This window comes from Microbacterium sp. NPDC003461, from assembly GCF_053588335.1.
On the sequence record NZ_JBSFPT010000031.1, the window covers coordinates 1 to 25,683 of the forward strand.

The 25,683-nt window shown below is 71.6% G+C and carries 25 protein-coding genes, 1 tRNA gene and 1 other RNA gene; 13 read left to right on the forward strand and 14 right to left on the reverse strand.

The window, feature by feature from the left end:
- Positions 1 to 175: 175 nt before the first annotated feature.
- The 6 genes from ACWDR7_RS11080 to ACWDR7_RS11105 form a co-directional block, all read right to left on the reverse strand.
- Positions 176 to 517 carry a helix-turn-helix domain-containing protein gene (locus tag ACWDR7_RS11080; protein ID WP_449854951.1) on the reverse strand — a complete coding sequence of 114 codons (342 nt, stop codon included), beginning with the start codon at positions 515 to 517 and terminating at the stop codon, positions 176 to 178.
- A 1-nt stretch (position 518) separates the two neighbouring features.
- On the reverse strand, positions 519 to 1,226 hold the full coding sequence (locus ACWDR7_RS11085; protein WP_449854952.1) for a tyrosine-type recombinase/integrase: 708 nt from the start codon (positions 1,224 to 1,226) through the stop codon (positions 519 to 521).
- A 696-nt stretch (positions 1,227 to 1,922) separates the two neighbouring features.
- Positions 1,923 to 2,303: a type II toxin-antitoxin system VapC family toxin gene (locus tag ACWDR7_RS11090; RefSeq protein WP_449854953.1), complete on the reverse strand. Its 381-nt coding sequence runs from the start codon at positions 2,301 to 2,303 to the stop codon at positions 1,923 to 1,925.
- A complete protein-coding gene (locus ACWDR7_RS11095; RefSeq protein ID WP_449854954.1) occupies positions 2,300 to 2,566 on the reverse strand; it encodes a type II toxin-antitoxin system Phd/YefM family antitoxin in 267 nt (88 codons plus the stop codon). The genes ACWDR7_RS11090 and ACWDR7_RS11095 overlap by 4 nt, the downstream gene beginning before the upstream one ends.
- A gap of 28 nt (positions 2,567 to 2,594) precedes the next feature.
- Complete coding sequence (locus tag ACWDR7_RS11100) at positions 2,595 to 4,952, reverse strand: ATP-binding cassette domain-containing protein (protein ID WP_449854955.1); 2,358 nt, start codon at positions 4,950 to 4,952, stop codon at positions 2,595 to 2,597.
- 58 nt (positions 4,953 to 5,010) lie between these two features.
- Positions 5,011 to 5,616 (reverse strand): LOG family protein, encoded by a 606-nt coding sequence (locus ACWDR7_RS11105; RefSeq protein WP_449854956.1) that lies wholly within the window; start codon positions 5,614 to 5,616, stop codon positions 5,011 to 5,013.
- 108 nt (positions 5,617 to 5,724) lie between these two features.
- Between ACWDR7_RS11105 and ACWDR7_RS11110 the strand changes: the two genes are divergently transcribed.
- Positions 5,725 to 6,645 carry an AEC family transporter gene (locus ACWDR7_RS11110; RefSeq protein ID WP_449854957.1) on the forward strand — a complete coding sequence of 307 codons (921 nt, stop codon included), beginning with the start codon at positions 5,725 to 5,727 and terminating at the stop codon, positions 6,643 to 6,645.
- A gap of 4 nt (positions 6,646 to 6,649) precedes the next feature.
- On the opposite strand, the gene ACWDR7_RS11115 is transcribed toward ACWDR7_RS11110, so the two are convergent.
- The 5 genes from ACWDR7_RS11115 to ACWDR7_RS11135 all read right to left on the reverse strand — a co-directional run bounded on the left by ACWDR7_RS11115 (position 6,650) and on the right by ACWDR7_RS11135 (position 11,567).
- The gene (locus ACWDR7_RS11115; protein WP_449854958.1) at positions 6,650 to 7,297 is read right to left on the reverse strand and encodes a DedA family protein; all 648 of its coding nucleotides are present in this window, start codon (positions 7,295 to 7,297) and stop codon (positions 6,650 to 6,652) included.
- A 25-nt stretch (positions 7,298 to 7,322) separates the two neighbouring features.
- Positions 7,323 to 8,753 carry an acyltransferase family protein gene (locus ACWDR7_RS11120; protein ID WP_449854959.1) on the reverse strand — a complete coding sequence of 477 codons (1,431 nt, stop codon included), beginning with the start codon at positions 8,751 to 8,753 and terminating at the stop codon, positions 7,323 to 7,325.
- A gap of 110 nt (positions 8,754 to 8,863) precedes the next feature.
- Positions 8,864 to 9,538: a response regulator gene (locus ACWDR7_RS11125; RefSeq protein ID WP_449854960.1), complete on the reverse strand. Its 675-nt coding sequence runs from the start codon at positions 9,536 to 9,538 to the stop codon at positions 8,864 to 8,866.
- Positions 9,535 to 10,743 (reverse strand): sensor histidine kinase, encoded by a 1,209-nt coding sequence (locus tag ACWDR7_RS11130; RefSeq protein WP_449854961.1) that lies wholly within the window; start codon positions 10,741 to 10,743, stop codon positions 9,535 to 9,537. The genes ACWDR7_RS11125 and ACWDR7_RS11130 overlap by 4 nt, the downstream gene beginning before the upstream one ends.
- A gap of 59 nt (positions 10,744 to 10,802) precedes the next feature.
- Positions 10,803 to 11,567, reverse strand: coding sequence for an SDR family oxidoreductase (locus ACWDR7_RS11135; RefSeq protein ID WP_449854962.1), 765 nt, complete (start codon positions 11,565 to 11,567; stop codon positions 10,803 to 10,805).
- Between the two features lie 205 nt (positions 11,568 to 11,772).
- On the opposite strand from ACWDR7_RS11135, the gene ACWDR7_RS11140 reads away from it, so the two are divergent.
- The 6 genes from ACWDR7_RS11140 (at position 11,773) to rnpB (ending at position 15,899) form a co-directional block, all read left to right on the forward strand.
- Positions 11,773 to 12,240, forward strand: a complete 468-nt coding sequence (locus tag ACWDR7_RS11140) for an NfeD family protein (RefSeq protein ID WP_449854963.1) — start codon at positions 11,773 to 11,775, stop codon at positions 12,238 to 12,240.
- Between the two features lie 30 nt (positions 12,241 to 12,270).
- Positions 12,271 to 13,377, forward strand: coding sequence for an SPFH domain-containing protein (locus tag ACWDR7_RS11145; protein WP_449854964.1), 1,107 nt, complete (start codon positions 12,271 to 12,273; stop codon positions 13,375 to 13,377).
- The gene (locus tag ACWDR7_RS11150; protein WP_449854965.1) at positions 13,374 to 14,132 is read left to right on the forward strand and encodes a glycerophosphodiester phosphodiesterase family protein; all 759 of its coding nucleotides are present in this window, start codon (positions 13,374 to 13,376) and stop codon (positions 14,130 to 14,132) included. The genes ACWDR7_RS11145 and ACWDR7_RS11150 overlap by 4 nt, the downstream gene beginning before the upstream one ends.
- Positions 14,133 to 14,257: 125 nt before the next feature.
- Positions 14,258 to 14,632 (forward strand): RNA polymerase-binding protein RbpA, encoded by a 375-nt coding sequence (locus tag ACWDR7_RS11155; protein ID WP_449854966.1) that lies wholly within the window; start codon positions 14,258 to 14,260, stop codon positions 14,630 to 14,632.
- Between the two features lie 101 nt (positions 14,633 to 14,733).
- Positions 14,734 to 15,528: a polyphosphate--glucose phosphotransferase gene (gene ppgK, locus ACWDR7_RS11160; protein ID WP_449854967.1), complete on the forward strand. Its 795-nt coding sequence runs from the start codon at positions 14,734 to 14,736 to the stop codon at positions 15,526 to 15,528.
- A gap of 14 nt (positions 15,529 to 15,542) precedes the next feature.
- Positions 15,543 to 15,899, forward strand: an RNA gene (gene rnpB, locus ACWDR7_RS11165) — RNase P RNA component class A.
- Positions 15,900 to 15,985: 86 nt separating this feature from the next.
- Here rnpB and ACWDR7_RS11170 read toward each other — a convergent pair.
- From ACWDR7_RS11170 to ACWDR7_RS11180, 3 genes are read right to left on the reverse strand one after another with little or no spacing between them, the layout of a single operon-like run.
- Complete coding sequence (locus ACWDR7_RS11170) at positions 15,986 to 17,656, reverse strand: bifunctional 3'-5' exonuclease/DNA polymerase (protein WP_449854968.1); 1,671 nt, start codon at positions 17,654 to 17,656, stop codon at positions 15,986 to 15,988.
- Between the two features lie 46 nt (positions 17,657 to 17,702).
- Positions 17,703 to 18,182 carry a reverse transcriptase-like protein gene (locus tag ACWDR7_RS11175; protein WP_449854969.1) on the reverse strand — a complete coding sequence of 160 codons (480 nt, stop codon included), beginning with the start codon at positions 18,180 to 18,182 and terminating at the stop codon, positions 17,703 to 17,705.
- Positions 18,179 to 18,952, reverse strand: coding sequence for a zinc ribbon domain-containing protein (locus ACWDR7_RS11180; RefSeq protein WP_449854970.1), 774 nt, complete (start codon positions 18,950 to 18,952; stop codon positions 18,179 to 18,181). Before ACWDR7_RS11180 ends, ACWDR7_RS11175 begins: the two co-directional genes overlap by 4 nt.
- A 73-nt stretch (positions 18,953 to 19,025) precedes the next feature.
- Between ACWDR7_RS11180 and ACWDR7_RS11185 the strand changes: the two genes are divergently transcribed.
- The 6 genes from ACWDR7_RS11185 (at position 19,026) to ACWDR7_RS11210 (ending at position 25,573) form a co-directional block, all read left to right on the forward strand.
- Positions 19,026 to 19,098 (forward strand) — tRNA-Val (locus ACWDR7_RS11185).
- Between the two features lie 174 nt (positions 19,099 to 19,272).
- A complete protein-coding gene (gene aceE / locus ACWDR7_RS11190; protein WP_449854971.1) occupies positions 19,273 to 22,002 on the forward strand; it encodes a pyruvate dehydrogenase (acetyl-transferring), homodimeric type in 2,730 nt (909 codons plus the stop codon).
- Positions 21,995 to 23,218: a PucR family transcriptional regulator gene (locus ACWDR7_RS11195; protein WP_449854972.1), complete on the forward strand. Its 1,224-nt coding sequence runs from the start codon at positions 21,995 to 21,997 to the stop codon at positions 23,216 to 23,218. Before aceE ends, ACWDR7_RS11195 begins: the two co-directional genes overlap by 8 nt.
- A gap of 104 nt (positions 23,219 to 23,322) precedes the next feature.
- Positions 23,323 to 24,234 carry an ACP S-malonyltransferase gene (locus ACWDR7_RS11200; protein ID WP_449854973.1) on the forward strand — a complete coding sequence of 304 codons (912 nt, stop codon included), beginning with the start codon at positions 23,323 to 23,325 and terminating at the stop codon, positions 24,232 to 24,234.
- Between the two features lie 14 nt (positions 24,235 to 24,248).
- Positions 24,249 to 25,247 (forward strand): beta-ketoacyl-ACP synthase III, encoded by a 999-nt coding sequence (locus ACWDR7_RS11205; protein ID WP_449854974.1) that lies wholly within the window; start codon positions 24,249 to 24,251, stop codon positions 25,245 to 25,247.
- An 80-nt stretch (positions 25,248 to 25,327) separates the two neighbouring features.
- Complete coding sequence (locus tag ACWDR7_RS11210) at positions 25,328 to 25,573, forward strand: acyl carrier protein (RefSeq protein ID WP_449854975.1); 246 nt, start codon at positions 25,328 to 25,330, stop codon at positions 25,571 to 25,573.
- Positions 25,574 to 25,683: the final 110 nt, after the last annotated feature.

The following is a 25,683-nucleotide window of genomic DNA, read 5'->3' on the forward strand; positions in this document are numbered from 1 at the left end:
ACCCCCGCCGAGACCCGGGCCGCCTACTACGCCCAGACCGCAACCGCGGCCTGAAATCCACAAAGAGATCGTCTACGAAGCTTGACACAGCCCAGACTTCGGGGCGAGGTCGCCGCATCGCGCGCATTGCACCTCACCTTTGCCTCTTGGCCGGCCCTTCGGGCGGGGCGCTTGACTATTCGGATTCATCGCGCAGGACTCGAGCGCGGCGGGGCCGCGCTTGGCTGGCTGGACCCGTGTAGTCGACGACCTGGTTGGCGACCTTCTTTGTGGTGGTCGCATCCTGCGCTGTCACGGTGATGAGATCCGCGGGTGTGCAGTGGAAGATGTCGCAGAGCGCCGAGAGGAGGGGCAGCGAAAGACGTTCTGGTCGTTGCGTGACCAGCCGCCAGATCTGCGCTGACGAGAGGGAAATGCCTTGGTTGTTGAGATGCGGAGCGAGGTCCGTCGAGTTGTGCATCCCGTTGCGAGCCATGAGCTCGGCGAGGTTCCAGGTGTAATCGGCGGTGCGTCGCATGTCAGTCCTTCAATCCGTGCTTGAGCGCGTCGGCCATCGTACTGTCGAGCGTTCGCCTGAGCGTCTTGACGCGGAAGTCGCTGGAGACTCCGGTGTAGAGCGCGGTGGTCGATGCGTACTCGTGTCCGACCTGCTGTTGGACGAAGAGCGAATCGAATCCGCCCTCGATCAGGTGGGTGATGTACGAGTGCCGAAGCGAGTGGAAGGTGAGGTCCTTGCCGAAGCCGAGCTCGTCTCGATAGAGGCGGAAGCGCGTGTTCAGCGCCGACTCGGAGACGAGCGTATTTCGCTCCGTCGGGAATAGTGCGGTGCCGTCGCCGAAGCGGGGCAGTCCGCGCTCGAGCCACTCTTCGAGGATGTCCGAGCCCCATGGGAACACCGCCAACACGTTCCGCTGCTTGTAGTCGGATCCCTTCATCGCCTTGCCGAACCGGACGTTGAGGTGACCGTACTTTCCGAACTCGGGTGCGTGTGGGTTGCGGCTGAAGTCGAAGGTCTCGAGGTGCCGGATCTCGTTCCGTCGAAGCCCAAAGCAGTAGGTGAGCTTGAAGAGCGTACTGTCGCGAAACGCGGCGGCCCAGCCTTTCCGGTTGCGCCGGGCAATGCTGTCGGCTTCATCGTCAGCGCGGTCGAAGAACGCTTGCAGCTCGGCGTGACGGAATGGTCGCCGCCGGCCACCGTGCTCGGCTTCCTGGATGTGTCGCGCCATGTTCCACTGATGGAGCACCGGAACGGGGTGCGTACCGAACATGTCGTTGCACCTGTTGACCCAGTCGTATGCGGGGGGCAGATGAAGTCAGTGAACAGGTTGAGGGCGTCTTGGTACTTACGGATGGTCGGCCGCTTGTTTCCGTGGATCGCGATCTGGTCCCCGAAGAACTCATCGACGTGCTCGACGGTCCAGAACCACGGGTACTGATTCGTACTCTTCATGAACCTGCGCACGAGCGCCTCGCGACCGTCGATCGTTCCGATCGACAGGCCTCGCGCGAGCTGCTGGCGCCGAAAGCCCGCGAGCATCTCTTCGAAGGTTCGCTCCTCGGGGTGAAGTACGGCTACGCCCGCGCTCCACTTGACGTGACTCGTGAGCTCAATGACCATCGAAGCAACCCTTCATTGGATGCGCTTATCATTCACCAAACGAAGGATCATTGCAATGGTGCTGAAGGAGGATTGTTGACACACCGCGAAGTTTCCAACCGACGAGGACTCAGGGCGACGGGTCGCACGAGCCCCGCGCACCGAGAATCCGGGGGAATCTGGCCTTAGTTGAGGAGGTTCGCGGTATCCTCGGACGTGCCGCTAGAGGGGCAGGAGCTAGATTTCATCCACTGCAATAATGACTGCTTGAACTGACATAATGTGCATTATCAGCTAAGAAGCGTTTCGGCGAGCAAGGCGCCTGTCAGCCGATGCCGAGCACGCGCAGGCCCGCCGACTGCGCGGCGCGCGCGAGCTCGGCGTCATAGGTGACCATCTCGTCGGCGCCCACGCGCAACGCGGTCGCCAGGTGCACGGCGTCGTTCGAGCGCAACGGCGCGTGCGTGCCCGCCGCGAGCAGATCGCCCCGCGTGACGTCGATCAGGTGCGTCGTGCCGAGCACGATGTTCACGGCGTCCAGCGAGACGACGCCGGGCCTGCGCCCGGCCGCGCCGTGCAGCTCCGCGTGAAGCAGCCACGAGGAAACCGCGCGCGCCGTCGGCCGCCACCGGCGCATGAACTCGGTGCCGTCCTCCTGCACGATCAGCTTCATCGCGGCCGAGGTGTCGAGGTACGAGATCGTCACCAGCGGCCCCGCGCGTCCTCGATGATCTCGCTCGTGGTGACATCCGCCGTCACGGGCACGATCGACAGGACGTCGGCGGCCGGGAGAGTCGGCGGACGCGCCCCGCCCGACGCATCCAGCTCGTCGAGGGTCGATCGCCGCACGGGCGTGATGTAGGCGGCGGGATGACCGTTGTTGGTCACCTGGAACTCCTCGCCCGCCTCGACCCGCCGCAGGATCTCCGCGCTGTTGTTGCGCATCTCCCGATGGCTGATCGTCTCCATGTGCGACACCGTAGCACGCGTGCGACGATCAGGCGCCCACATACTCCGCGAGGTGCTGGCCCGTGAGCGTCGAGCGGTCGGCGACGAGCTGGGCGGGCGTGCCCTCGAAGACGACGCGGCCGCCGTCGTGGCCGGCGCCCGGGCCCATGTCGATGATCCAGTCGGCGTGCGCCATGACGGCCTGGTGATGCTCGATCACGATCACCGACGTGCCGCCGTCGACGAGCCGGTCCAGCATCTCGAGCATCTTGGACACGTCGGCGAGGTGCAGGCCAGTCGTCGGCTCGTCGAGCACGTACACCCCCGCGCCCTCGCCCATCTGCACGGCCAGCTTCAGCCGCTGCCGCTCCCCTCCCGACAGCGTCGACAGCGACTGCCCCAGGCTGACATAACTCAGACCGACGTCGCTCAGCCGCTGCAGGATCTTCGCGGCCGCCGGGATCCGCGCCTCTCCGGTCGAGAAGAAGTCCAGGGCCTCGCCGATCGGCAGGTCCAGCACGTCGGCGATGCTCTTGCCGCCCAGGGTGTACTCCAGCACCGAAGCCATGAACCGGCGGCCGCCGCAGTCCTCGCAGGGCGTGGTGACGCCCTGCATGAACCCGAACTCCGTCGTGATCGCGCCGTTGCCCTTGCACGTGGGGCACGCGCCCTCGCTGTTCGAGCTGAACAGCGCCGGCTTGACGCCGTTCGCCTTCGCGAACGCCTTGCGGATCGGCTCGAGCAGGCCGGTGTACGTGGCGGGGTTGCTGCGGCTCGAGCCCTTGATGGCGCTCTGGTCGACGAACACGACCCCGTCGCGCCCCGCGAGCTGCGCGTTCACGAGCGAGCTCTTGCCGCTGCCGGCCACCCCCGTGAGCGCCACGAGCACACCGGTCGGCACGTCGACGTCCACATCGCGCAGGTTGTTGGCCGTCGCGCCGCGGACCTCGATCGCGCCCGTCGGCGTGCGCACCGCATCCTTCAGCCGCGCGCGGTCGTCGAGATGACGACCGGTCACGGTGCCGCTCCCCCGCAGCCCCTCCAGGGTGCCGGAGAAGCAGATCTCGCCGCCCGCCGTGCCGGCGCCGGGCCCGACGTCGACGACGTGATCGGCGATCGCGATCGTCTCGGGCTTGTGCTCGACGACGAGCACCGTGTTTCCCTTGTCGCGCAGCCGCAGCAGCAGCTCGTTCATGCGCTGGATGTCGTGCGGGTGCAGGCCCGCGGTCGGCTCGTCGAAGACGTAGGTGACGTCGGTGAGCGGCGAGCCCAAGTGCTTGATCATCTTCAGCCGCTGCGCCTCTCCCCCGCTGAGCGTGCCCGACGCGCGGTCGAGCGAGAGATACCCGAGCCCGATGTTCACGAACGAGGCGAGCAGGTCGTCGAGCGCCTTCAGCAGCGGCGCCGCTCCCGGCTCGTCGAGGCCGCGCACCCACGCGAGCAGATCCGAGACCTGCATGGCGCACGCATCGGCGATCGAGATCCCGGCGATCTTCGACGAGCGCGCCGGCGCGGCGAGCCGCGTGCCCTCGCACTCCGGGCACGGACCGAACGTGACGGCCTCGTCCACCCAGGCGCGGATGTGCGGCTGCATGGCGTCGCGATCCTTCGACAGCATCGACTGCCGGATGCGCGGCACGAGACCCAGATAGGTGATGTTGATGCCGTTGAGCTTGACCTTGGTCTCCTCGCGGTGGAGGAAGTCGTGCAGCTGCTCGGGGGTGAACTCCCCCACCGGCACGTCACCGGGGAAGAAGCCCGATTCGCTGTACTGCCGCACCATCCAGCCGCCCGGCTTGTAGCCCGGCACGAGGATCGCGCCGTCGTCGAGCGACAGCGACGGGTCGTAGATGCGCGTCACGTCGAGGTCCGAGACGCGGCCGGTTCCCTCGCAGCCGGCGCACATGCCGCCGAGCATCGTGAAGTCGGCCCGCTCGCGCTTCGCGCCGCCCGTGCGCTCGACGAGGATCGCGCCCGACGCCTTCACCGAGGGCGTGTTGAACGAGTACGCGTTGGGCGGGCCGATCTGCGGATCGCCCAGCCGACTGAACAGCACCCGCAGCATCGCATTCGCATCGCTCGCGGTGCCGACCGTGGAGCGGATGTTGGCGCCCAGTCGCTCCTGATCCACGACGATCGCGGTCGTGAGGCCGTCGAGCGAATCGACGTCGGGGCGCGCCAGCTGCGGCATGAAGCCCTGCACGAACGCGCTGTAGGTCTCGTTGATCATCCGCTGCGACTCGGCGGCGATCGTCTCGAAGGCCAGCGAGCTCTTGCCCGATCCCGACACGCCCGTGAGCACCGTGAGCCGGCGCTTGGGCAGGTCGAGATCGACGCCCTTGAGGTTGTTCTCGCGCGCGCCGCGCACGCGGATGAGGTCGTGGGAATCGGCGGGGTGGACCGTCATGGTCGCAACGGTAGCGGAGGCCGCAGACACGCGCTGCAGGAGTCCGCGTCGGCCGGGCTCAGCGCAGCGCGGCGGTCGGGCTCGACGCCTCCGGCCACTTCGGCGGCGGCGGCGTCCAGTCGAGGAATCGGTCGATCAGCTCGTCGGGATCCGTCGCCACGATGAGGCGGTCGCGGAAGCCGTCGGCCACGAAACCCTCCTCCACGAGGCGGTCGACGAGCGCGAGCGCCGGCTGCCAGAACCCCGCCACGTCGTACAGCGCGATCGGCTTCGCGTGGATGCCCAGCTGCAGCCACGTCCACGCCTCGAAGAACTCCTCGAGCGTGCCGATGCCGCCGGGCAGGGCGACGAAGCCGTCGGCGAGATCGGCCATCCGCATCTTGCGCGCGTGCATGTCGGGCACGACCTCGAACTCCGTGAGGTCGCGATGCGCGACCTCCTTGTTCAGCAGCGCCTCCGGCATGACGCCGATGACCTCGCCGCCGGCGTCGCGGGCCGCGGAGGCCACCGCGCCCATGAGGCCGACGTTGCCGCCGCCGTACACGACGCCGAGGCCGCGCTCCGCGATCCGCGTCCCCACGGCGCGCGCCGCCGCGAGGTACGCCTCTCCCCTGCCGGGTGACGATCCGGTGAAGACGGTGATGCGCTCGAGCGTGTGGGGCACCCGCCCAGCCTACGTTCTCCGAACGGGTGCGGAACGGGGCGCGGTTCATCCCCCGCGTATCGTGGAGCGGGTGAGCACGGGAGCGGATCGCAGTATGCCGGCAGCAGCATGACGGCGGTGCTCACCGGCTACGCCGTCGTCGGGTTCGCGATCCTCATCGGCTACGTCGTCGGGCGGATCGGCATCCTCGGCACGCATGGCCGGTATGTGCTCAGCCGGCTCACGTTCTTCGTGCTGAGCCCCTTCCTGCTCTTCGTCGTGCTGGCGGAGTCCGACGTGGCGGTCCTGTTCTCGTCGCTGCTGCCCGTCTCGCTGCTGACCGCGCTGTCGATGTTCCTGCTCTACTCGCTCGTCGCCCGGTTCGTGCTGCGCCGATCGCTCGGTGCGACCGTGATCGGATCGCTCGGCGCCGGGTACGTGAACGGCAACAACATCGGCCTGCCGATCGCGACGTACCTGCTCGGCAGCGGCGCGTACTCCGCACCGATCATCCTCATCCAGCTGCTGCTGTTCACGCCGGTGGTGCTCGCGATCCTCGATGCGATCTCGTCGGGCACGACGGAGGTCCGCCTCATCCTGCGCCGGACCGCGCGCAACCCGATGATCCTCGGCGCACTCCTGGGCACGCTCGTCGCGTTCACGGCCGTGGAGCTGCCACCCATGGTGATGGATCCGGCGCGGCTCATCGCCGGTGCCGGCATCCCCGTGCTGCTCATCAGCTTCGGGATGTCGCTGCACGGCAGCAGGGTGCTCACCACCCGAGGCACCCGCGCGGACGTGCTCGTCGCGACCGGCATGAAGCTCCTTCTCATGCCGATCGCGGCATGGGTCCTGGCGCGCTTCGCATTCGGCATGGACGGGCACGATCTGCTCGCCGTGGTGCTCATGGCGGCGCTGCCGAGCGCGCAGAACGTCTTCAACTACGCCCAGCGGTACGACGTGGGCGAGACGATCGCCCGCGACACCGTGCTCCTGACCACGATCGGCTGCATCCCCGTCATCCTCGGGGTAGTCCTGCTGCTCGGCTGACGCGTCAGCACGCGACGAGCTCGGGCTCCGGCTCGGCCTGCGCCGCCGCGCGCCGCTCGCGCCGCGCGCGGCGCCACTCGAGGACGCGGTCCACGACGAGGCCCATCACGATCGCGAACACGATGCCAATGGCGGCGCCGATCAGCGGGTCGTCCTCGAACCAGCTGCCCGCCACGGCGCCGATCGCCACGGAGTAGGCGGCCCAGCTCGCCGCCGCCAGCGCCGCGAGCCCGACGAAGCGCGGCACGGGGTACCGCGTGGCGCCCGCGGTGAGGTTCACGGCGACGCGGCCGACCGGGATGTAGCGGGCGACGAGCATGAGCGCGGCGCCGCGGCGGCTCAGCCCCCGCCGCGCCCAGCCGATCGTGCGCTGCGCGCGCGGACCGCGCATCCAGCGGAACCGCTCGGTGCCGATGGCCCGGCCCAGCCAGTACGTCGCGTTGTCGCCCGCGAAGGCGCCGAGAGCCGCGCTCGCCCCGAGCAGCAGGAGGTTCGGCTCGCCGGTCGCGGCCGCCACGGCCGCCGCGCCGACGACGATCGTCTCGCTCGGCATGGGCGGGAAGAAGCCGTCGATCGCCGCCATCGCGAACGCCACGGCGTAGATCCACGGTGACGCGATCGTGTCGAGCAGGGCTTGCAGGATGAGATCCACGGGTCTCCTTCAATCGCTTTCGACGCTACGGACGGGCACGGCGCTCGCGCGTCAGCCCCTGGTCGGATCCGCGTCCACCGCGGGGATGATCCCAGCGTGCGGCGCGGCCGGCCGATGCGTAATGAGGCCTGCGCCCCGCTCGCGGCGGGGGGTTGTCCCCCGGCGCCGCGGCGAATCGCAGCGCGAGCGCCATCAGGGCGGCGCTGAGGCCGGCGACGGCCCAGCTCAGTCCGAGGACGAAGACGACCGCGACCGCGGCCACGCCGAAGACGGCGGCCACTGCGCCGCGCGCGCCGCCGGCGACCGGGCGCGTCTTCGCGTGCGGGAGCCGGCCGGCCCCCGCCACGACGGCCGCGACAGCCACGCCGGCGATGACGAGCCACACGGGCCGCGTCGCCCACCATGCGGGCGATCCCAGCTCGGGCAGCGGCAGGGCGTCCGCCAGGCTCAGCGCGGCACCGAGCCCCGCGAGCCCGATGAGCACGGGCATGTGCCACAGGTAGATCGTCATCGACCGCTCGCCGATCGCGTCGGCGATCGCGGCGATCGGGCGCACCCGCGCGATGCGGCGCAGCGCGGGCTGGGCGAGCGAGAACAGCGCGAGCTGCACCGCGCCGAGCAGCACCAGCGCGAGCGTGGGCGGGTTCAGGTTCACGTACATGTCGGGCGAGTACGGCCCGACCGTGGTCAGCAGCAGGAGCAGGGCGAGCGCCCCCGTCGCGATCCCCAGCCGCGCATCGCGCGAGAGCGCCTCGAGTCCGCCGTCGGCCAGCAGGAAGCCGAGCTGCTGCACGAGCAGCCACACCGCCGCGAGCCCCAGGAACCCGATCCCCTCGATGCCCGTGGCCAGGCGGGCGACGTCGATCGCGATCACGGCGACGAGCGGGCCGGCGACGCCCCAGACCGGGCGCCGCTCGTGCAGGGCGGCCATGGCGGGCACGAGCGCCTGCACGAGCGCGAAGACGCCGAGGAACCACAGCGGCTGCGACATGCGGAAGCCCGCGGTCGCGACGATGTCGGCCGGCACGCCGGCGATCGTCAGCGCCAGCAGGCCGGCGCCCATGACGAGCATGACCGTGAGGGCGGGGCCGATCAGCCGCTGCACCCGCCCCGCGGCGAACGCGCCCGCGCTCGTGCCCCTGGCCCTCGCGCGGCGCCAGGCGCCGAGGCCCGTCGCGCCGCCCGCGAGGAAGAACAGCGGCATCATCTGGGCGAACCAGCTCACGGGCGCGAACCAGGCGGTCTCGAGGGCGTTGGCGAACACCGGCGCGCCGTCCACGACGGTGACGCCGACCATCATGGCGTGCAGCAGCACGACGAGCACGGTGCAGCCCGCGCGCAGCAGGTCGAGGCTGCGGTCGCGCCCGTCCGGCGCGGTGGCGGCGATGCCCGCAGCGCGCAGCGGTGCGGATGCGACCGCGGGTGCGGGTGCGGGTGCGGGTGCGACGACGGTCATCGGTCCTCCTCGGATGGGTACCGGGAGAACGTACGAACCGGTCGGCGGGCCGCGGATCACCCCGCGGGGTGAATCCGCGCGGCCCGCTCCCCCACCACGGGGTGAGGCCGTCAGCCGGGCTGCACGAGGCCCGCGTCGTACGCGGTGATCACGAGCTGCACGCGGTCGCGTGCCGCGAGCTTCTGCAGCAGCTTGCCCACGTGCGTCTTGACCGTCTGCTCGCCGATGTAGAGCTCGGCGGCGATCTCGCCGTTCGACAGCCCGCGCCCGATCAGCACGAGCACCTCGCGCTCGCGCTCGGTGAGCCCGTTCAGGCGCAGAGCGGCCCGCGTGGGCGCGGCCGGCTGCGCGGCGAAGCGCTCGATGAAGCGGCGCGTCACGCTCGGTGCGAGCAGCGCCTCGCCCGCCGCCACGACGCGCACGGCGTTCGCGAGCTCGTCCGGCAGGGCGTCCTTGAGCAGGAAGCCGCTGGCGCCGGCCCGCAGCGCGTCGAAGGCGTACTCGTCCACGTCGAACGTCGTCAGCATGAGGATCCGCGGCACGTGCGGCAGGGGGTGCGCCGGCTGCAGGATGCGCCTGGTCGCCTCGATCCCGTCGCGCTCGGGCATGCGCACGTCCATGAGGATCACATCGGGGCGCAGCTCGCGCGCGAGGCGCTCGGCCTCGATGCCGTCGCCTGCCTGCCCGATCACGCGGATGCCGTCCTGCGCGTCGAGGAGCGCGGCGAAGCCGGCCCTCACCATGGCCTGATCGTCGGCGACGAGCACCGTGATGCGGTCGGTCACGAGGCCTCCTGCGGCGTGATCGGAAGGGCGGCCGCCACGCGGAACCCGCCGGCCGCCGTCGGGCCCGCGTGCAGCGATCCCCCGAGCAGCGCCGCGCGCTCGCGCATGCCGACGAGACCGTGCCCGTCGCCCGAGCGGGAGGCCGCCTCGCCGTCCGCGCGCGCGTTGGCCACCTCGATGAGCACGGCGCCGTCGTGTCCGGAGACGGCGACGTCGATGGCCGCGCCCGGCGCGTGCCGCACCGCGTTGCTGATGGCCTCCTGCACGATCCGGTACGCCGCGATGCCGGTGCCGCGCGAGACCGGATCGGCCACGCTCAGCTGCAGGCGCACCTCAGCGCCCGCCCGCTCGGTCTCGGCGACGAGCGCCGGGATGTCGTCGAGCGTGGGCTGCGGGGCGAGCTCGGCCGCGTCCTCGCCGCGCAGCGCGCCGAGCAGATGCCGCATCTCCCCCAGCGACGTGCGCGCGGAGCGGGCGATGTCGTCGAACTCGGCGGCGGCCGCCTCCGGCAGGCCCGGCAGCCGGTAGCGCGCCGATGTCGCCTGCACCTGGATGAGCGAGAGCCCGTGCGCGACGACGTCGTGCAGCTCGCGCGCGATGCGCTGACGCTCCTCGGCCACGAGCCGGCGCTCGTGCTCCGTGGCGCTCACCTCGCGCTCCCTGGCCAGCTGTCCGGCGACCCGGATGCGCTCGTGGAGCAGCGAGCCCACGGCCAGGCCGCCGGCCCCGAGCGACAGCGCCACGATCGTGCTGGCGAGCGTCTGCGGCGCGTCGTCGAAGAAGGCGGGAGCCGACACCGCGACGGCCGGCACGGCGTAGGCGGCCGTGCCCAGGCGCCACCCGTGCACGGTCGCGACGATGCCGACGAGCAGCGCGAACGCGATGATCGCCGTGACCGCCCACGGCCAGGGCGCCGCGGGCGGGGCCGGCGCCAGCCGCAGCGCGAGCCCCGAGCCGGCGAAGGCCGCGATCGACCACACCGGCCAGCGCGCCGCCGCGACGAGGGCGGCGCCCTGGACCGCCGCCAGCAGCAGCGCCCACGGCACGGGCACCGCGTAGAACGTGGCCTCGACGGGCGCCGCGACCGAGACGAGCACCACGGCCACCGCCGCGACGCACGCGTACCAGACCAGGCGCGAGCGCGGCGTCCAGCGCGGTTCCGCCTCAGCGGTGCGCGGCCGCGACAGGGACTGCGGGGAGGTCATCCGGCAATCCTGTCACGCACGATTCCGGCGGGGATCCCTCCGCGGAGGGATCCGGGTGGTCACTCCGCGACGAAGCTCGAGGTGTCGCCGAGCAGGAGCTCGTTCCGCTCGGGAACGGGCGCGACGGCCGCCTTGGCCACCTCGGCGGCGAACTCCGAGACGTTGTAGAGCTTGCCGGCGTCCTCGCGGCGCGACGCGATCGCGCCCGGGTTCGCGCGCTCCAGCAGCGTCGCCGTGATCGTGCCCTCGATCATGTCGCCCGAGACCACCACGAAGCCGATGCCGGCCTCCTCGAGCGCGGGGATCCGCTCGCGCAGCGCGTCCTCGCCCGCGCGCTTCGACAGCGCGACCTGCTCGTACTCGGGCATGGTCGGCGTCGTGCGGATGAAGTGGGCCTGGTGGCTCGTGACGAACACGACGCGCCCGCCCTCGCCCATGAGCGGCAGCGCCGCCTCGAGCACGCCGACCTGCGCGTCGCGGTTGAGGCGGAGCGCGTAGTCCTCCCCCATGCCCGACTCCATGCCACCCGAGGCATTGAGCACGAGGATGTCGAGCGCGCCGAACTCCGCGCGCACGGCGTCGAACATGGCGGCCACCGAGGTCGGGTCCGTGAGGTCGGCGCCGACGACGAGCGCCTTCACGCCGAGCTCGCGCACCTCGGCGGCCAGCTTCTCGGCACGGGGTGCCTTGTTGCGGAAGTTGATGACGACGTTCGCCCCCGCCTGGGCGAAGTACCGGATCGTGTCGGCGCCGATGCCACGGGAAGACCCGGTGACGAGGGCGGTCTTGCCGGCAAGGGATCCGGGGGCGAGGGGCTGCGACACGGGTGAACTCCTGCGTGAGACGACGGAGCCGGACGGAACGGACCGGCCGTCCCGAGACTAGCAACGACGCCCCGGCGGGACCCGGAGCCTTCGCCCAACGGATCGCCGGATTCGTTGTCCGCCATCGTCATGTGCAGTTCTGCCCATGCGGCGCGTCACCGCGACACGCCGGAGTCGATAGGGTGGCCGCAGGGAGGGCACACACATGGATATCGCCGACTACGCCTGGATCGGCTGGCTCGCGGTGATCGCGATCGTGCTCGTCATCGAGATGCTCTCGGGCGAGTTCACGTTCCTGATGATCGCGATCGGCGGCGCCGTGGGGCTCACCGCCTCGCTGCTGGGCGCACCGATCTGGCTGCAGATCATCATCGCCGCGGTCGCGGCCGTCGCGCTGCTGCTGTTCCTGCGGCCGCCCCTGCTGCGGCGGCTGCGCCGCCCGCACGACCCCATGAAGTTCAACGTCGATGCCCTGTTCGGCATGGCGGGCACGGTGCAGCAGCCCGTCACGCCCATCGCCGGCGTCGTGAAGCTCGCCGACGGGCAGACGTGGTCGGCCCGCACGACCTCGGCCATCGAGATCCCCGCGGGCGCCGTGGTGTACGTGCAGTCCGTCAAGGGTGCGCTCGTGTACGTGGCCGACCGCCCGCCCGCCGCCCAGCCGACGCACTGACCCCCACCCGGCCGAGAGAGAGAAACCCCCATGGACAACGTCATCCTCTGGGTGCTCGTGATCGCGATCGTCGTGTTCGCGCTCGTCACCCTCCTGCGCGCCATCACGATCGTCCGCCAGAGCGACGCCGTCATCATCGAGCGGCTCGGAAAGTACAACCGCACGCTGTTCGGCGGACCGCACCTCATCGTCCCGTTCATCGACCGGCCGCGGCTGCGCGTGGACCTGCGCGAGCAGGTCGTGTCGTTCCCGCCGCAGGGCGTGATCACCGAGGACAACCTCACGGTCGCCGTCGACACCGTCGTGTACTTCACGGTGACCGACCCGCGCGCGGCCACGTACGAGATCGCCAACTACCTCGGCGCCGTCGAGCAGCTCACGATCACCACGCTGCGAAACGTGGTCGGCTCGCTGAACCTCGAGGAGGCGCTCGTCAGCCGCGACGTCATCAACGCCAAGCTCATGACCGAGCTCGACGAGGCCACGGGCCGCTGGGGCATCAAGGTGAACCGCGTCGAGCTGAAGGCGATCGATCCGCCCGCCTCGCTGCAGGACGCCATGGAGAAGCAGATGCGCGCCGAGCGCGACCGGCGCGCCGCGATCCTCACCGCCGAGGGCCACAAGCAGTCGCAGATCCTCGTCGCCGAGGGCTCCCGTCAGTCCGAGATCCTCAAGGCCGAGGGCGACAAGCAGGCGCAGGTGCTGCGCGCCCAGGGTGAGTCCGAAGCCATCCAGACCGTCTTCAGCGCCATCCACGCCGGCGCCCCGGACGACAAGCTGCTCGCCTACCAGTACCTGCAGATGCTGCCGAAGATCGCCGAGGGCGAGGCCAGCAAGCTCTGGATCATCCCGAGCGAGCTGACGGAGGCCCTCAAGGGCATCGCGGGCGGCTTCGCCGGCGGTGCGGTGCCCGGCGCCCCGCGTCCGCCCCGCCCCGCCCCCTCGCGCACGTCCGATCCGGACGTCAGCGACGCGCTCAAGGCCGCACAGGAGGCGATGAAGGCCGCGGAGGAGGTCTCGTCCGAGGCCGAGGCATCGGCGTCGCAGGTGGGCGGATCGTCCGCCTCGTCGCTGCCGCCGCGCCCGACGGTCGACGCCGCGGAGGCCGCGCGCCGCTCCGGCGACCAGGCAGAGTGACGCACCCCTACTTTGCGCACGGCACGAGGCCCCGGGTGCTCGCGCACCAGGGCCTCGTGCCGCGCGACTCCCCGGAGATCGCGCCCAACACCCTCGCGGCGTTCGCGGCGGCGCATGCGGCGGGGGTCGCATACATCGAGACCGACTGCCACCTCACGGCCGACGGCGAGGTGGTGCTCTTCCACGACGACACGCTCGAGTCGGTCGCGGGCGACCCGCGGCGCGTCGACGCCGTGACGCTGGCCGAGTTCGAGGCCCTGCTCGCCGATCGCGGCGGCGCGGTCACGCTCGCACAGGCCCTCGACACGTTCCCGGACGTCCGCTTCAACGTGGATGTGAAGGCCGCGGCCGCCGCGGCACCGGCCGGGCGGATCGCCGCGACCGCACCGGATCGCGTGCTGCTCACGAGCTTCTCCGACGCCCGCCGCCGCGCCGCGCTCGCGGCGGCTGCACCCGAGCGCCCCGCCGCCTCGGCCGGGCGCGGCACGATCGTCCGCTTCCTGCTGGGCGTCACGCTGCGCCTGCGCCCCCTCGCCCTGCGGGCCCTGCGCGGCATCGACGCGCTGCAGGTGCCGGAGCGACAGGGGCCGATCCGCGTCGTCACGTCGCGCTTCATCGCGCTCGCGCACGAGGCCGGATGCGAGGTGCACGTGTGGACCGTGAACGACGTCGCCGACATGCGCCGGCTCGTCGCGATGGGCGTGGACGGTATCGTGACCGACCGAGCCGACGACGCGCTCGCGGCGCTGGCGTAGCGCGCTTCCCGCGCGGCGCCGCCAGGCACTGAGCATCGCCTGGGAGAAGCCGCGCGGCGCCCGCCGTTCGGATGATCCGCACAGGCGCGAGCGTTATACAGGGGAGTTGACGAAAGGACCACACCATGGCAGACCGCAGCCTTCGTGGCATCCGACTCGGCGCTCAGAGCCTGCAGAGCGAAGAGGGCGTCGTGTTCATGGAGCGCGCGCAGTACACGTACACCTGCAGCCAGTGCGGGCGTGACACCGTGCTCACCTTCGCGGCCGACGCCGAGGCACCCACGACGTGGGAGTGCCGCACGTGCGGCGGTGAGGCGCTGCTGCAGACCGACACCGGACAGGCCGAGGTCGACCACTCCGGCGACAAGGCACCCCGCACGCACTGGGACATGCTGCTTGAGCGCCGCTCGATCCCCGAGCTCGAGGAGATCCTCGCCGAGCGGCTCGCGTACGTGCGCGCCCGCCGCGGCGAGACGGACTCGTCCGCCAAGAGCGCCTGAGCGGGATCCACACCCGTGAACGCCGGTCCTTCGGGGCCGGCGTTCGGCGTTCGGTCGTTCCGTGGTCATTCGCGCCTCGCATCATCGGTAATCTGAAGATCATGGCGAAAAGCGAGAATCGTGCGGTCGGCGTCGACGTCGGGGGCACCGGCATGAAGGCCGGCATCGTTGATCTGGACTCCGGCGAGCTGCTGAGCGATCGCGTCAGGATCGACACCCCGGACGGCGCCCACCCCGCCGATGTGCTCGCCACGGTGCACGCTCTGCTCGACCTCCTCGGCGACGAGGCCGACGCGCTGCCGCTGGGCATCTGCTTCCCCACCATCGTCAAGGGCGGCCGCACGCTCTCGGCCGCGAACGTGTCGAAGGACTGGATCGGCTTCGAGGCCGAGAAGTTCTTCGAGGACGGCCTCGGCCGCGACATCCACTTCGTCAACGACGCCGACGCGGCCGGCCTCGCCGAGCTCCGCTACGGCGGCGCGAAGGGTCAGCCGGGCCTGACGATCCTCACCACGCTGGGCACGGGCATCGGATCGGCCTTCCTCTTCGAGGGAAAGCTCGTGCCGAACACCGAGCTGGGTCACCTCATCTGGAAGGGCGAGTCGATCGAGCGCTACGCCGCCGCCACCGCGCGCGAGCGCGACGGCCTGTCGTGGGAGAAGTGGGCGGGACGGCTGCAGAAGTTCTACGACCACGTGGAGTTCCTCTTCTCCCCCGATCTCATCCTCGTCGGCGGCGGGGTCTCGAAGAACCCCGAGAAGTTCATGCCGCTCATCACGACGCGCGCGGAGTTCAAGACCGCCACGCACCGCAACAACGCCGGCATCATCGGCGCCGCGAGCCTGGCGAAGTCGGACGACGAGTACCTCAGGGAGCTCAGCAGCCCCTCCGCGTAGACTGGGCGGGCGAATGGGTCGGCCGGACGGCCGCGTCGCGCGCGAGCGCGCCGAGGAACGTCCGGGCTCCACAGGGCAGGGCGGTGGGTAACACCCACCCGGAGCGATCCGCGAGAAAGTGCAACAGAGAGCAGACCGCCGGCCTCGGCCGGTAAGGGTGAAACGGTGGTGTAAGAGACCACCAGGGGCCGTGGTGACACGGCTCGCTGGGTAAACCTCGCCCGGAGCAAGACCAACAGGGGATGTTGACGCGGCCCGCCGAGTCCCCGGGTAGGTTGCTGGAGCGGCACGGCAACGTGTCGCCGAGAGAGATGGCCGTCGAAGGAGCTCAGGCTCCGGAACAGAACCCGGCGTACAGGCCGGCCCATTCGCACTGTCACCTACCGCCGAGAATCCATCTGTGCGCCGAGAATCCAGGCGCGCATGGATCCTCGGCGCGGGCGTGGATTCTCGCCGCTCAGTCCTTGGCGGCGCTGCGTCCGACGCGGATGTCGAGCGGGAACGCGATCGGGAACGAGCCGAACAGCAGGCGCCCCGCCGCGTCGGCCGCCTCGCGCACCGCCCCCGCCGCGTCCTCCGCCCGCTCGGCCGGCGCGTGCACGATGACCTCGTCGTGCAGGAAGAACGCCAGGTGCGGGCGGCGGGCGAACACGGGCCCGGATCGGCGCGCCGCGCGATCCTCGGCGACCGGCGGGATCGCGGCCAGCCGGGCGCGCAGATCCCCCAGCCAGGCCAGCGCCCATTCCGCCGCGGTGCCCTGCACGACGAAGTTGCGCGTGAACCGGCCGTGGTCGCCCGCGAGGCGCCGGGCGCGCTGCTCCTCGGCGGCGCCCGCGGACGAGCCGCGCTGGGCCGCGTGCCACGCGTCGCCCGGCGGCGGCGAGACCCGGCCCAGCCACGTCGCGACCTGCCCGCCCCGCTCCCCCTCGCGCGCGGCCGCATCCACGAGCGCCATCGCGCGCGGGAACGCCTGCCGCAGGCGGGGCACGAGGCGCCCGGCGTCACCCGTCGTCGATCCGTACAGCGCGCCGAGCATCGCGATCTTCGCCTCCGCCCGCGTGGCCACCGCCCCACTCGCCACGATGCCCTCGTACAGATCGGTGCCCGCCGCCTGCGCCATCCGCTCGTCGCGCGACATGGCGGCCAGCACGCGCGGCTCCAGCTGCGCCACGTCGGCGTCGACGAGCACCCAGCCCTCGTCGGCGCGCACGGCCTCGCGCAGCCCGCGCGGCAGCTGCAGCGCGCCGCCGCCGGACGACGCCCACCGGCCCGTGACGACCCCACCGGGCACGTACACCGGCCGGAACCGCCCGTCGCGCACCCACTCGGCCAACCACGCCCAGCCGTTGGCCGTGTACAGCCGCATCAGGCGCTTGTACTCCAGCAGGGGCTCCACGACGGGGTGGTCGTGCTCGGCGAGCTCCCACTTGCTCGTGGACTCCACCCGCACCCCCGCCCGGTGCAGGGCGCGCAGCAGCTTGGGCTGCGAGTCGAGCGAGGCCGCCGGGTCGCCCAGCGCCTCGCGCACGCGCGCCGCGGCCTCCGCGATCCGCGAGGGCGTCCCTCCCGCCACCCGCTCCCCCAGCTGCGCCCGCAGCAGCTCGTCGTGCCGCGCCTCGTCCCAGGGCAGACCGGCCGCACGCAACTCGGCCGCGACGAGCGACCCGGCCGACTCGGCCGCCAGCAGCAGCCGCAGGCGCCCCGGGTCCGCGGCGCGGGCCACCGCGGCCTCCTGCCGCTCGTGTTCGGCGGTCGTCTCCGCGAGGTCCGTGGCGCGCGGCGCCGCGTCGTCCAGCGCGAAGAGGGCGTCCGCCGGCTCGGCATCCGGCGCGGCATCCCACGCGGGTGCGGCCGCCGGCGCGCTGGGGACCGCGAGGGCGAGGATCGCGCGGCACAGCCGCAGGTCATGGCAGCGCGCCACGCGCACGCCTGCGGCGAGCAGCGCCGGGTACCACTCGGCCGTGCTCGACCAGATCCAGCGGACTCCCCGGCCCGTGCGCCGCGCCTCGGCCTCGCGCGCGGCGACCCATGCGGGCAGCTCGGCGTCGCTCAGCGGGCGACGGCCGGCCTCCTCGGCACCGTCGAGCGCGACCGCGACGGCGGCGCCGCCCGGCGTACGGCCCAGCACGAACCGGTCCGCCGACGACCACGGCGAGACCGGTGCGTCGGCTGGGTCAGAAGAGCCGCTCACCGTCGACCGCGGCCGCCTCGGTCACCGCGGTGTGACCGTCGAGGTCGCGCCGGAACGACAGGCGCTTGTCCATCGACTCGTTCGCCGCGGCATCGGCCAGCTTGTTGTCGTTGCGCGGCACCCACTCGAACGTGACGGAGCGCGATCCGATGAGCTCGCGCGCGCGGCGCGCGAGCACCTGCATGTCGGGGTGCTTGATCTTCCAGCGGCCCGTCATCTGCTCGACGACGAGCTTGGAGTCCATGCGCACGTGGATCGCGTCCGGATCGCGCTCGACGGCGGCGGCGATGCCGGCGATCATGCCGTTGTACTCGGCGACGTTGTTCGTGGCGACCCCGACGAAGACGCCGAGCTCGCTCAGCACCTCCCCCGACGCCGGATCGATCACGACGGCGCCGCCCGCGGCAACGCCCGGGTTGCCGCGCGAGCCGCCGTCGGCCTCGACGATGAGCGTGCGCGTCATTCGAACCGCACCTTCCCGTCGGTGCCCTCGGCCGGGGCGTTCAGCCCGCTCTCGTTGGTGCGCACGAGGATCGTGCCGCACTCGGGGCAGTACGCCACCTCGTCGAGCGGCGTGGAGCGGACGGCCGAGATGTCGCTGGGCGAGAGCGTCATGCGGCACCCGCCGCAGGTCGTGCGCGTGAACAGCGCGGCGCCCGTGCCGCGCTCGGCCAGGCGCTCGTACGCCGCGAGCAGGTCGGCGGGCAGCCGCCCCGCGAGCGCCTCGCGGTCGCGGCGCAGCTCGGTGAGCTCGCGCGTCGCGTCGGTGACCGCCTGCTTGGCCTCCTCGCTGAGGCGCCGGCCCTCGGCGGTCGTGGCGTCGAGCAGCGCCTGCTGCTCCGCCAGCGCGGCCTCGGCCTCGTCGCGGCGCTCCATGAGCTCCAGCTCGCTGGTCTCGAGCGCGTCGATGCGGGCGCCGAGGGCGGCGATCTCCTCCTGCAGCGCGAGCGCGTCGCGCGCGATCGCCGTCTGACCGAGGCGCTGCTCGTCGCGCTCGCGGCGCTTGCGCGCCACGTCGATGTCGCCCTCGATGCGCTTCAGCTCGGCCGCGACGTCGTCGCGGGCGTTCGTGCGCGTCACCAGCTCGCGGCCGAGCGCGTTGCGGTGCTCGATCAGCTCCTTCACGCGCGCCGCCTGCGGCGGGTTCGTCCGGGCGGCCTCGGCCGCCGTCATCCGCCGATCGATGTCGGCGAGGTCCAGAAGCAGGAGCTGATCCGCGGGAGAGGCCTTCACCCCTCCAGCCTACGGCGCGGTCCCGACGCCCGCGCGTGGGGCGGCGCGACCCGCCCGGATAGACTCGAGGCAGGGGCCTTTAGCTCAGCTGGTAGAGCACCTGGTTTACACCCAGGTTGTCGTCGGTTCGATCCCGGCAGGGCCCACCGCGGCGGCGGAGGCCCGCTCCCCGCCGCTCGCACGTGCCCGGCGTCCACTCCGAGCGCCCCTCGGATGGCGTTAGGCTGGCGAGGATACGCGTGCGGCGCCGTCCCCATCGGGACCCCGCGCGCGCCGGCAACACGCGCGGCACGAACTGCCGCAAGACGAAAGGTCATCCGGTGGCTGTTCACGATCAGGATCCGTACTCGCAGGGGCCGCAGGACAGCGATCCCGAGGAGACCAGCGAATGGCAGCAGTCGCTGGACGAGCTCGTCGCCGCCAAGGGCCCGCAGCGCGCGCGCGAGGTGATGCTGAGCCTGCTGAAGCGCTCGAAGGAGCGCCGCCTGGGCGTGCCGATGGTCCCGACGACGGACTACGTCAACACGATCTCCGCCGAGGACGAGCCCGACTTCCCCGGCGACGAGGAGCTGGAGCGCCGCTACCGCCACTGGATCCGCTGGAACGCGGCCATCACGGTGCACCGCGCGCAGCGCCCCGGCATCGGCGTGGGCGGCCACATCTCGACGTACGCGTCGGCGGCGTCGCTCTACGAGGTCGGCCACAACCACTTCTTCCGCGGGCAGGACGCCGGCAACGGCGGCGACCAGATCTTCTACCAGGGCCACGCCTCCCCCGGCATGTACGCGCGCGCCTTCCTCGAGGGCCGCCTCACCGAACAGCAGCTCGACGGCTTCCGCCAGGAGAAGTCGGCCGCGCCCGTCGGCATCCCCTCCTACCCGCACCCGCGCATGATGCCGGACTTCTGGCAGTACCCGACGGTGTCGATGGGCCTCGGCCCGATCAACGCGATCTACCAGGCGATGACGAACAAGTACCTCGCCAACCGCGGCATCAAGGACGTCGCGGACTCGCACGTGTGGGCCTTCCTCGGCGACGGCGAGATGGACGAGGTCGAGTCGCGCGGCCAGCTGCAGGTGGCGGCGAACGAGGGCCTCGACAACCTCACGTTCGTGATCAACTGCAACCTGCAGCGCCTCGACGGCCCCGTGCGCGGCAACGGCAAGATCATCCAGGAGCTCGAGAGCTTCTTCCGCGGCGCCGGCTGGAACGTCATCAAGCTCATCTGGGGCCGCGGCTGGGACGACCTGCTCGCCCGCGACGTCGAGGGCGCGCTGCTCAACCTCATGAACACGACGCCCGACGGCGACTTCCAGACCTACAAGGCCGAGTCGGGCGCGTACATCCGCGAGAACTTCTTCGGCCGCGACCCGCGCGCCCTCGAGCTCGTGAAGGACTACACCGACGAGCAGATCTGGAACCTGCAGCGCGGCGGCCACGACTACCGCAAGGTGTACGCGGCGTACAAGGCGGCCATGGAGCACAAGGGCCAGCCCACCGTCATCCTCGCCCACACCGTCAAGGGCTACGGCCTCGGGCCGCACTTCGAGGGCCGCAACGCGACCCACCAGATGAAGAAGATGACGCTCGACGACCTCAAGCTGTTCCGCGACACGATGGACATCCCCGTCACCGACGCGCAGCTCGAGGAGAACCCCTACCACCCGCCCTACTACCACCCGGGCCTGGAGGACGAGACGATCCAGTACATGCTGGAGCGCCGCAAGGACCTCGGCGGCTTCCTGCCCGAGCGCCGCACGACGCACGTCGGGCTCGAGCTGCCGCAGGACAAGGACTACGCGCTGCCGAAGAAGGGCTCGGGCACGCAGCAGGTCGCCACGACCATGGCGTTCGTGCGCATGCTCAAGGACCTCATGAAGGTCAAGGGCTTCGGCAACCGGATCGTGCCGATCATCCCCGACGAGGCGCGCACGTTCGGCATGGACTCGTACTTCCCGACCGCGAAGATCTACAACCCGCACGGCCAGAACTACACCTCGGTCGACCGCGAGCTGCTCCTGGCCTACAAGGAGAGCCCGCAGGGCCAGATCATGCACGTCGGCATCAACGAGGCCGGCGCCACCGCGGCGTTCACCGCCGCGGGCACCTCGTACTCGACGCACGGCGAGCCGCTGCTGCCGGTCTACATCTTCTACTCGATGTTCGGCTTCCAGCGCACGGGCGACGCGTTCTGGGCCGCCGGCGACCAGCTGACGCGCGGCTTCATCATCGGCGCGACCGCGGGCCGCACCACGCTCGCGGGCGAGGGCACGCAGCACATGGACGGGCACTCGCACCTGCTCGCCTCGACCAACCCGGCGGTCCTCAGCTACGACCCGGCCTACGGGTACGAGATCTCGCACATCGTGCAGTCCGGCATCGAGCGGATGTACGGCGGCCAGCACCCCGACCCGGATGTCATGTACTACCTCACGGTGTACAACGAGCCGATGGTGCAGCCGGCCGAGCCCGAGGGTGTCGACGTCGAGGGCATCGTCAAGGGCATCCACCGCGTGGCCGAGGGTTCCGGCGACGGGCACCGCGTGCAGCTGCTCGCCTCGGGCGTGGGCGTGCCGTGGGCCCTCGAGGCCCAGGAGCTGCTGAAGAGCGACTGGGGTGTCGTGGCCGACGTGTGGTCGGTGACGAGCTGGACCGAGCTGCGCCGCGACGGCCTGGCCGCCGACGAGCACAACTTCCTGCACCCGGACGAGGACCCGCGCACGGCGTACCTCACCGAGAAGCTGAAGCACGCCGAGGGCCAGCCGTTCGTCGCGACGAGCGACTTCATGCACGCCGTCCAGGACCAGATCCGCCCCTGGGTGCCCGGTCCCTACGGCACCCTGGGCGCCGACGGCTTCGGCTTCAGCGACACGCGCCCCGCCGCCCGCCGCTTCTTCAAGATCGACGGGCCGTCGATGGTCGTCAAGGCGCTGCAGATGCTCGCCGAGCAGGGCAAGGTCGACCGCTCCGTGGTCGGCCAGGCGATCGAGAAGTACCGCCTGCACGAGGTCGGCGCCGGCACGTCCGGCAACGCGGGCGGGGATGCCTGAGGCCCGCACGGGCGAGGGGGCGGTCGATCCCGACAAGGCCGCCACCCTCGCCTGGCTCCGGCGCATCTCCGGCGACCTCGCCACCGCCACCACGCGGCGGCTCGAGGAGTCGCTGCCGTGGTTCACGGAGATGCCGCCAGGGCGCCGCTCGGCGGTCGGTCTCGTCGCCCAGGCCGGCATCTCGTCGTTCGTGCAGTGGTTCGACGACCCCACCACGACGCCGTCTATCGCGGCCGACATCTTCGCCGCCGCGCCGCGCGAGCTGCTGCGCAGCGTGAGCCTGCAGCAGACGCTGCAGCTGGTGCGGATCACCGTCGAGGTGGTCGAGGAGCGCGTGGCGAGCAAGAGCGAGCAGCTCCGCGAGGCGATCCTGCTCTACTCGCGCGAGGTGGCGTTCACGGCCGCCGATGTCTACGCCCGCGCGGCGGAATCGCGCGGGCTGTGGGATGCCCGCCTCGAGGCGCTCGTCGTCGACTCGATCCTCACCGGTGAGGCCGACGAGGAGCTGCCGAGCCGGATCGCGGCGCTCGGCTGGCACGGCCACGGCGAGTCGTGCGTGCTCGTGGGCACCACTCCCCGCGGTTTCGACGTGGATCAGGTGCGCCGCACGGCCCGCAAGCTCGGCGTCGACGTGCTCATCGGCGTGCAGGGCTCCCGACTCGTGCTCGTGCTCGGTCGCGCGCAGGCGCCGCGGGCGGCGGAGCAGCCCGAGCTGCCGTTCGACGAGATCGCCCGCGGCCTCGAGCCGCACTTCGGCGAGGGCCACCTCGTGCTGGGCCCCACGGTCGCCGCCCTCGTCGACGCGAGCCGCAGCGCCCGCGCGGCCCTCGCGGGCTTCGCGGTCGCGCGCGCCTGGCGCGGCGCCCCGCGCCCCGTCGAGGCCGACGACCTCCTGCCGGAGCGCGCCCTCGCTGGCGACCCCGTGGCCAAGCGCACGCTCGTGGAGCGGATCTACCAGCCCCTCGCCGATCACTCAACCGATCTCGTGACCACGCTGTGGGCCTACCTCGACAACGGCCGCTCGCTCGAGGCGACGGCCCGCGAGCTGTTCGTCCACCCCAACACCGTGCGGTACCGCCTCAAGAAGGTGGGCGACGTCATCGGATGGGACGCCACTGGCCCGCGCGAGGCCCTGATCCTGCAGACGGCCCTCATCCTCGGCTCGATGGGCACCGAGGCCACGCGGCGCCGGCCCGCCGTGAGGCGCCCGCGCTGAGAGGACGCGGCAGCCCGCGCCCTGTGAACCACGCACAACGCTTTCCGGGATTCTTGTGAGAGCGCCTCCACCGGACCGGCTCGGATGATTGGCAGACTTGCAGAGTGATCGTTGTCGTATGCCCCGGACAGGGCTCGCAGACTCCCGGCTTCCTCTCCCCCTGGCTCGAGCTGGAGGGCGCCCGTGAGCGCCTCCAGGCCTACGCGGATGCGGCGCAGGTCGATCTGCTCGCGGCCGGCACCGAGTGGGACGCCGATCGCATCCGCGACACGAGCGTGGCGCAGCCGCTGATCGTCGCCGCGAGCCTGCTGTCGTGGACCGCGCTGACCGCCGAGGGCGCGCGCCCCGCGGGCGTCGCCGGCCACTCGGTCGGCGAGCTCGCCGCGCTGGCGGCCGCCGGCGTGATCTCCGACGAGGCCGCGATGCGCGTCGTCGGCGCCCGCGGTCGTGCCATGGCCGAGGCCGCCGCGCTCGCCGAGACGGGCATGAGCGCCGTCGTGGGCGGCGTCGAGGAGCAGGTGCTGCAGGCCATCGCCGAGCACGGCCTCGAGCCCGCCAACTACAACGGCGGCGGCCAGATCGTGGCCGCCGGTGCGAGAGGCGCGCTCGCCGCGCTGGCCGAGAACGCCCCGCGCGGCGCGCGCGTCATCCCCCTGCAGGTGGCCGGAGCCTTCCACACGCGCTACATGGCGCCCGCGAGGGACGCCCTCCAGGACGCGGTCGACACGATCGACGCGGCCGATCCGCAGCTGCTGCTGTGGAGCAACAGCGACGGTGAGCCGGTGGACACCGGCGCGCGAGCGCTCGAGCTGATCGTCCACCAGGTCTCCAGCCCCGTGCGCTGGGACCTGTGCATGGCGTCGTTCGCCGACCGCGGCGTGACCGGCATCATCGAGCTCGCGCCGGCCGGCGCTCTCGTGGGCCTCGCCAAGCGCGGTCTCAAGGGCGTGCCGTGCGTGGCCGTGAAGACTCCCGAAGACCTCGAGGCCGCGCGCGAGCTCCTCGCGGCCGCCTGAACGGAAAGACCCGAATGCCCACTCTGAAGGAATCCGCCGGCGCCGCCCACTCGCGCATCTACGCGATGGGCGCCGCGCGCGGCGAGAACGCCGTCCCGAACGCGGACATCATCGAGCCGATCAACTCGAGCGACGAGTGGATCCGCCAGCGCACCGGCGTCGTCACGCGCGCGCGGGCGAATCGCGAAACCGGCGCGTTGGAGCTCGCCGCAGCCGCCGCGCAGGAGGCCGTCGAGAAGTCCGGGGTCGATCCCGCAGAGGTCGACCTCGTGATCGTCGCGACGATCAGCAACGTGCAGCAGACGCCGTCGATCGCGGCGGTCGTCGCCGACCGCATCGGCGCCACGCCCGCCGCCGCCTACGACATGAACGCGGCATGCGCCGGCTACTGCTACGCCATCGCGCAGGCCGACGCGCTCATCCGCGCCGGCGGGGCCCGCTACGCCGTGGTCATCGGCGCCGAGAAGCTCAGCGACGTCATCGACCCCACCGATCGGTCCATCTCCTTCCTGCTGGGCGACGGCGCGGGCGCGGCGCTGCTCGGCCCGAGCGACACCCCCGGCGTGTCGGCGACGAGCTGGGGCTCGGACGGCTCCAAGGCCGACCTGGTGGGCATGAACGCCACCCTCACGCAGTTCCGCGACGGCGAGGCCGCCTGGCCCACGCTGCGCCAGGAGGGCCCGAGCGTGTTCCGCTGGGCCGTGTGGGAGATGGCCAAGGTCGCCAAGGAGACGCTCGAGAACGCGGGCGTGAAGCCCGAGGAGCTGGCGGCGTTCATCCCCCACCAGGCCAACATGCGCATCGTCGACGAGTTCGCGAAGCAGCTCGGCCTGCCCGACACCGTCGCGATCGCGAACGACATCACGACCACCGGCAACACGTCGGCCGCGTCGATCCCGCTCGCCGCGCACCGCCTGCTGCAGGAGCGGCCGGAGCTGAGCGGCGGCCTGGCGCTGCAGATCGGCTTCGGGGCCGGCCTCGTGTTCGCGGCACAGGTGGTCGTGCTCCCCTGAACCCGCCGCGCACGCTCATAGACTGAGCGTCGGTTCTTCAGATCCCCATTCCCCAACCACAACCCGCCTGAGGAGACACCATGGCACTCACCAACGACGAGGTCCTCGCCGGCCTGGCCGAGCTGATCACCGACGAGACCGGCATCGACGCCTCGGAGGTGTCGCTCGAGAAGTCGTTCACCGACGACCTCGACATCGACTCCATCTCCATGATGACCATCGTGGTGAACGCCGAGGAGAAGTTCGGCGTCACGATCCCCGACGACGAGGTCAAGAACCTCAAGACGGTGCAGGACGCCGTCTCGTTCATCACCAACAACCAGTGACTCCGCCGGCGCCACGCCCGCACGGGCGTGGCCGCGCCAGCCAGGCCGGCGTGAAGGTCGAGGTCTGGGTGCGCGGCATCTGCAGCCTGCGCGTGGATCTGCCCGGCGTC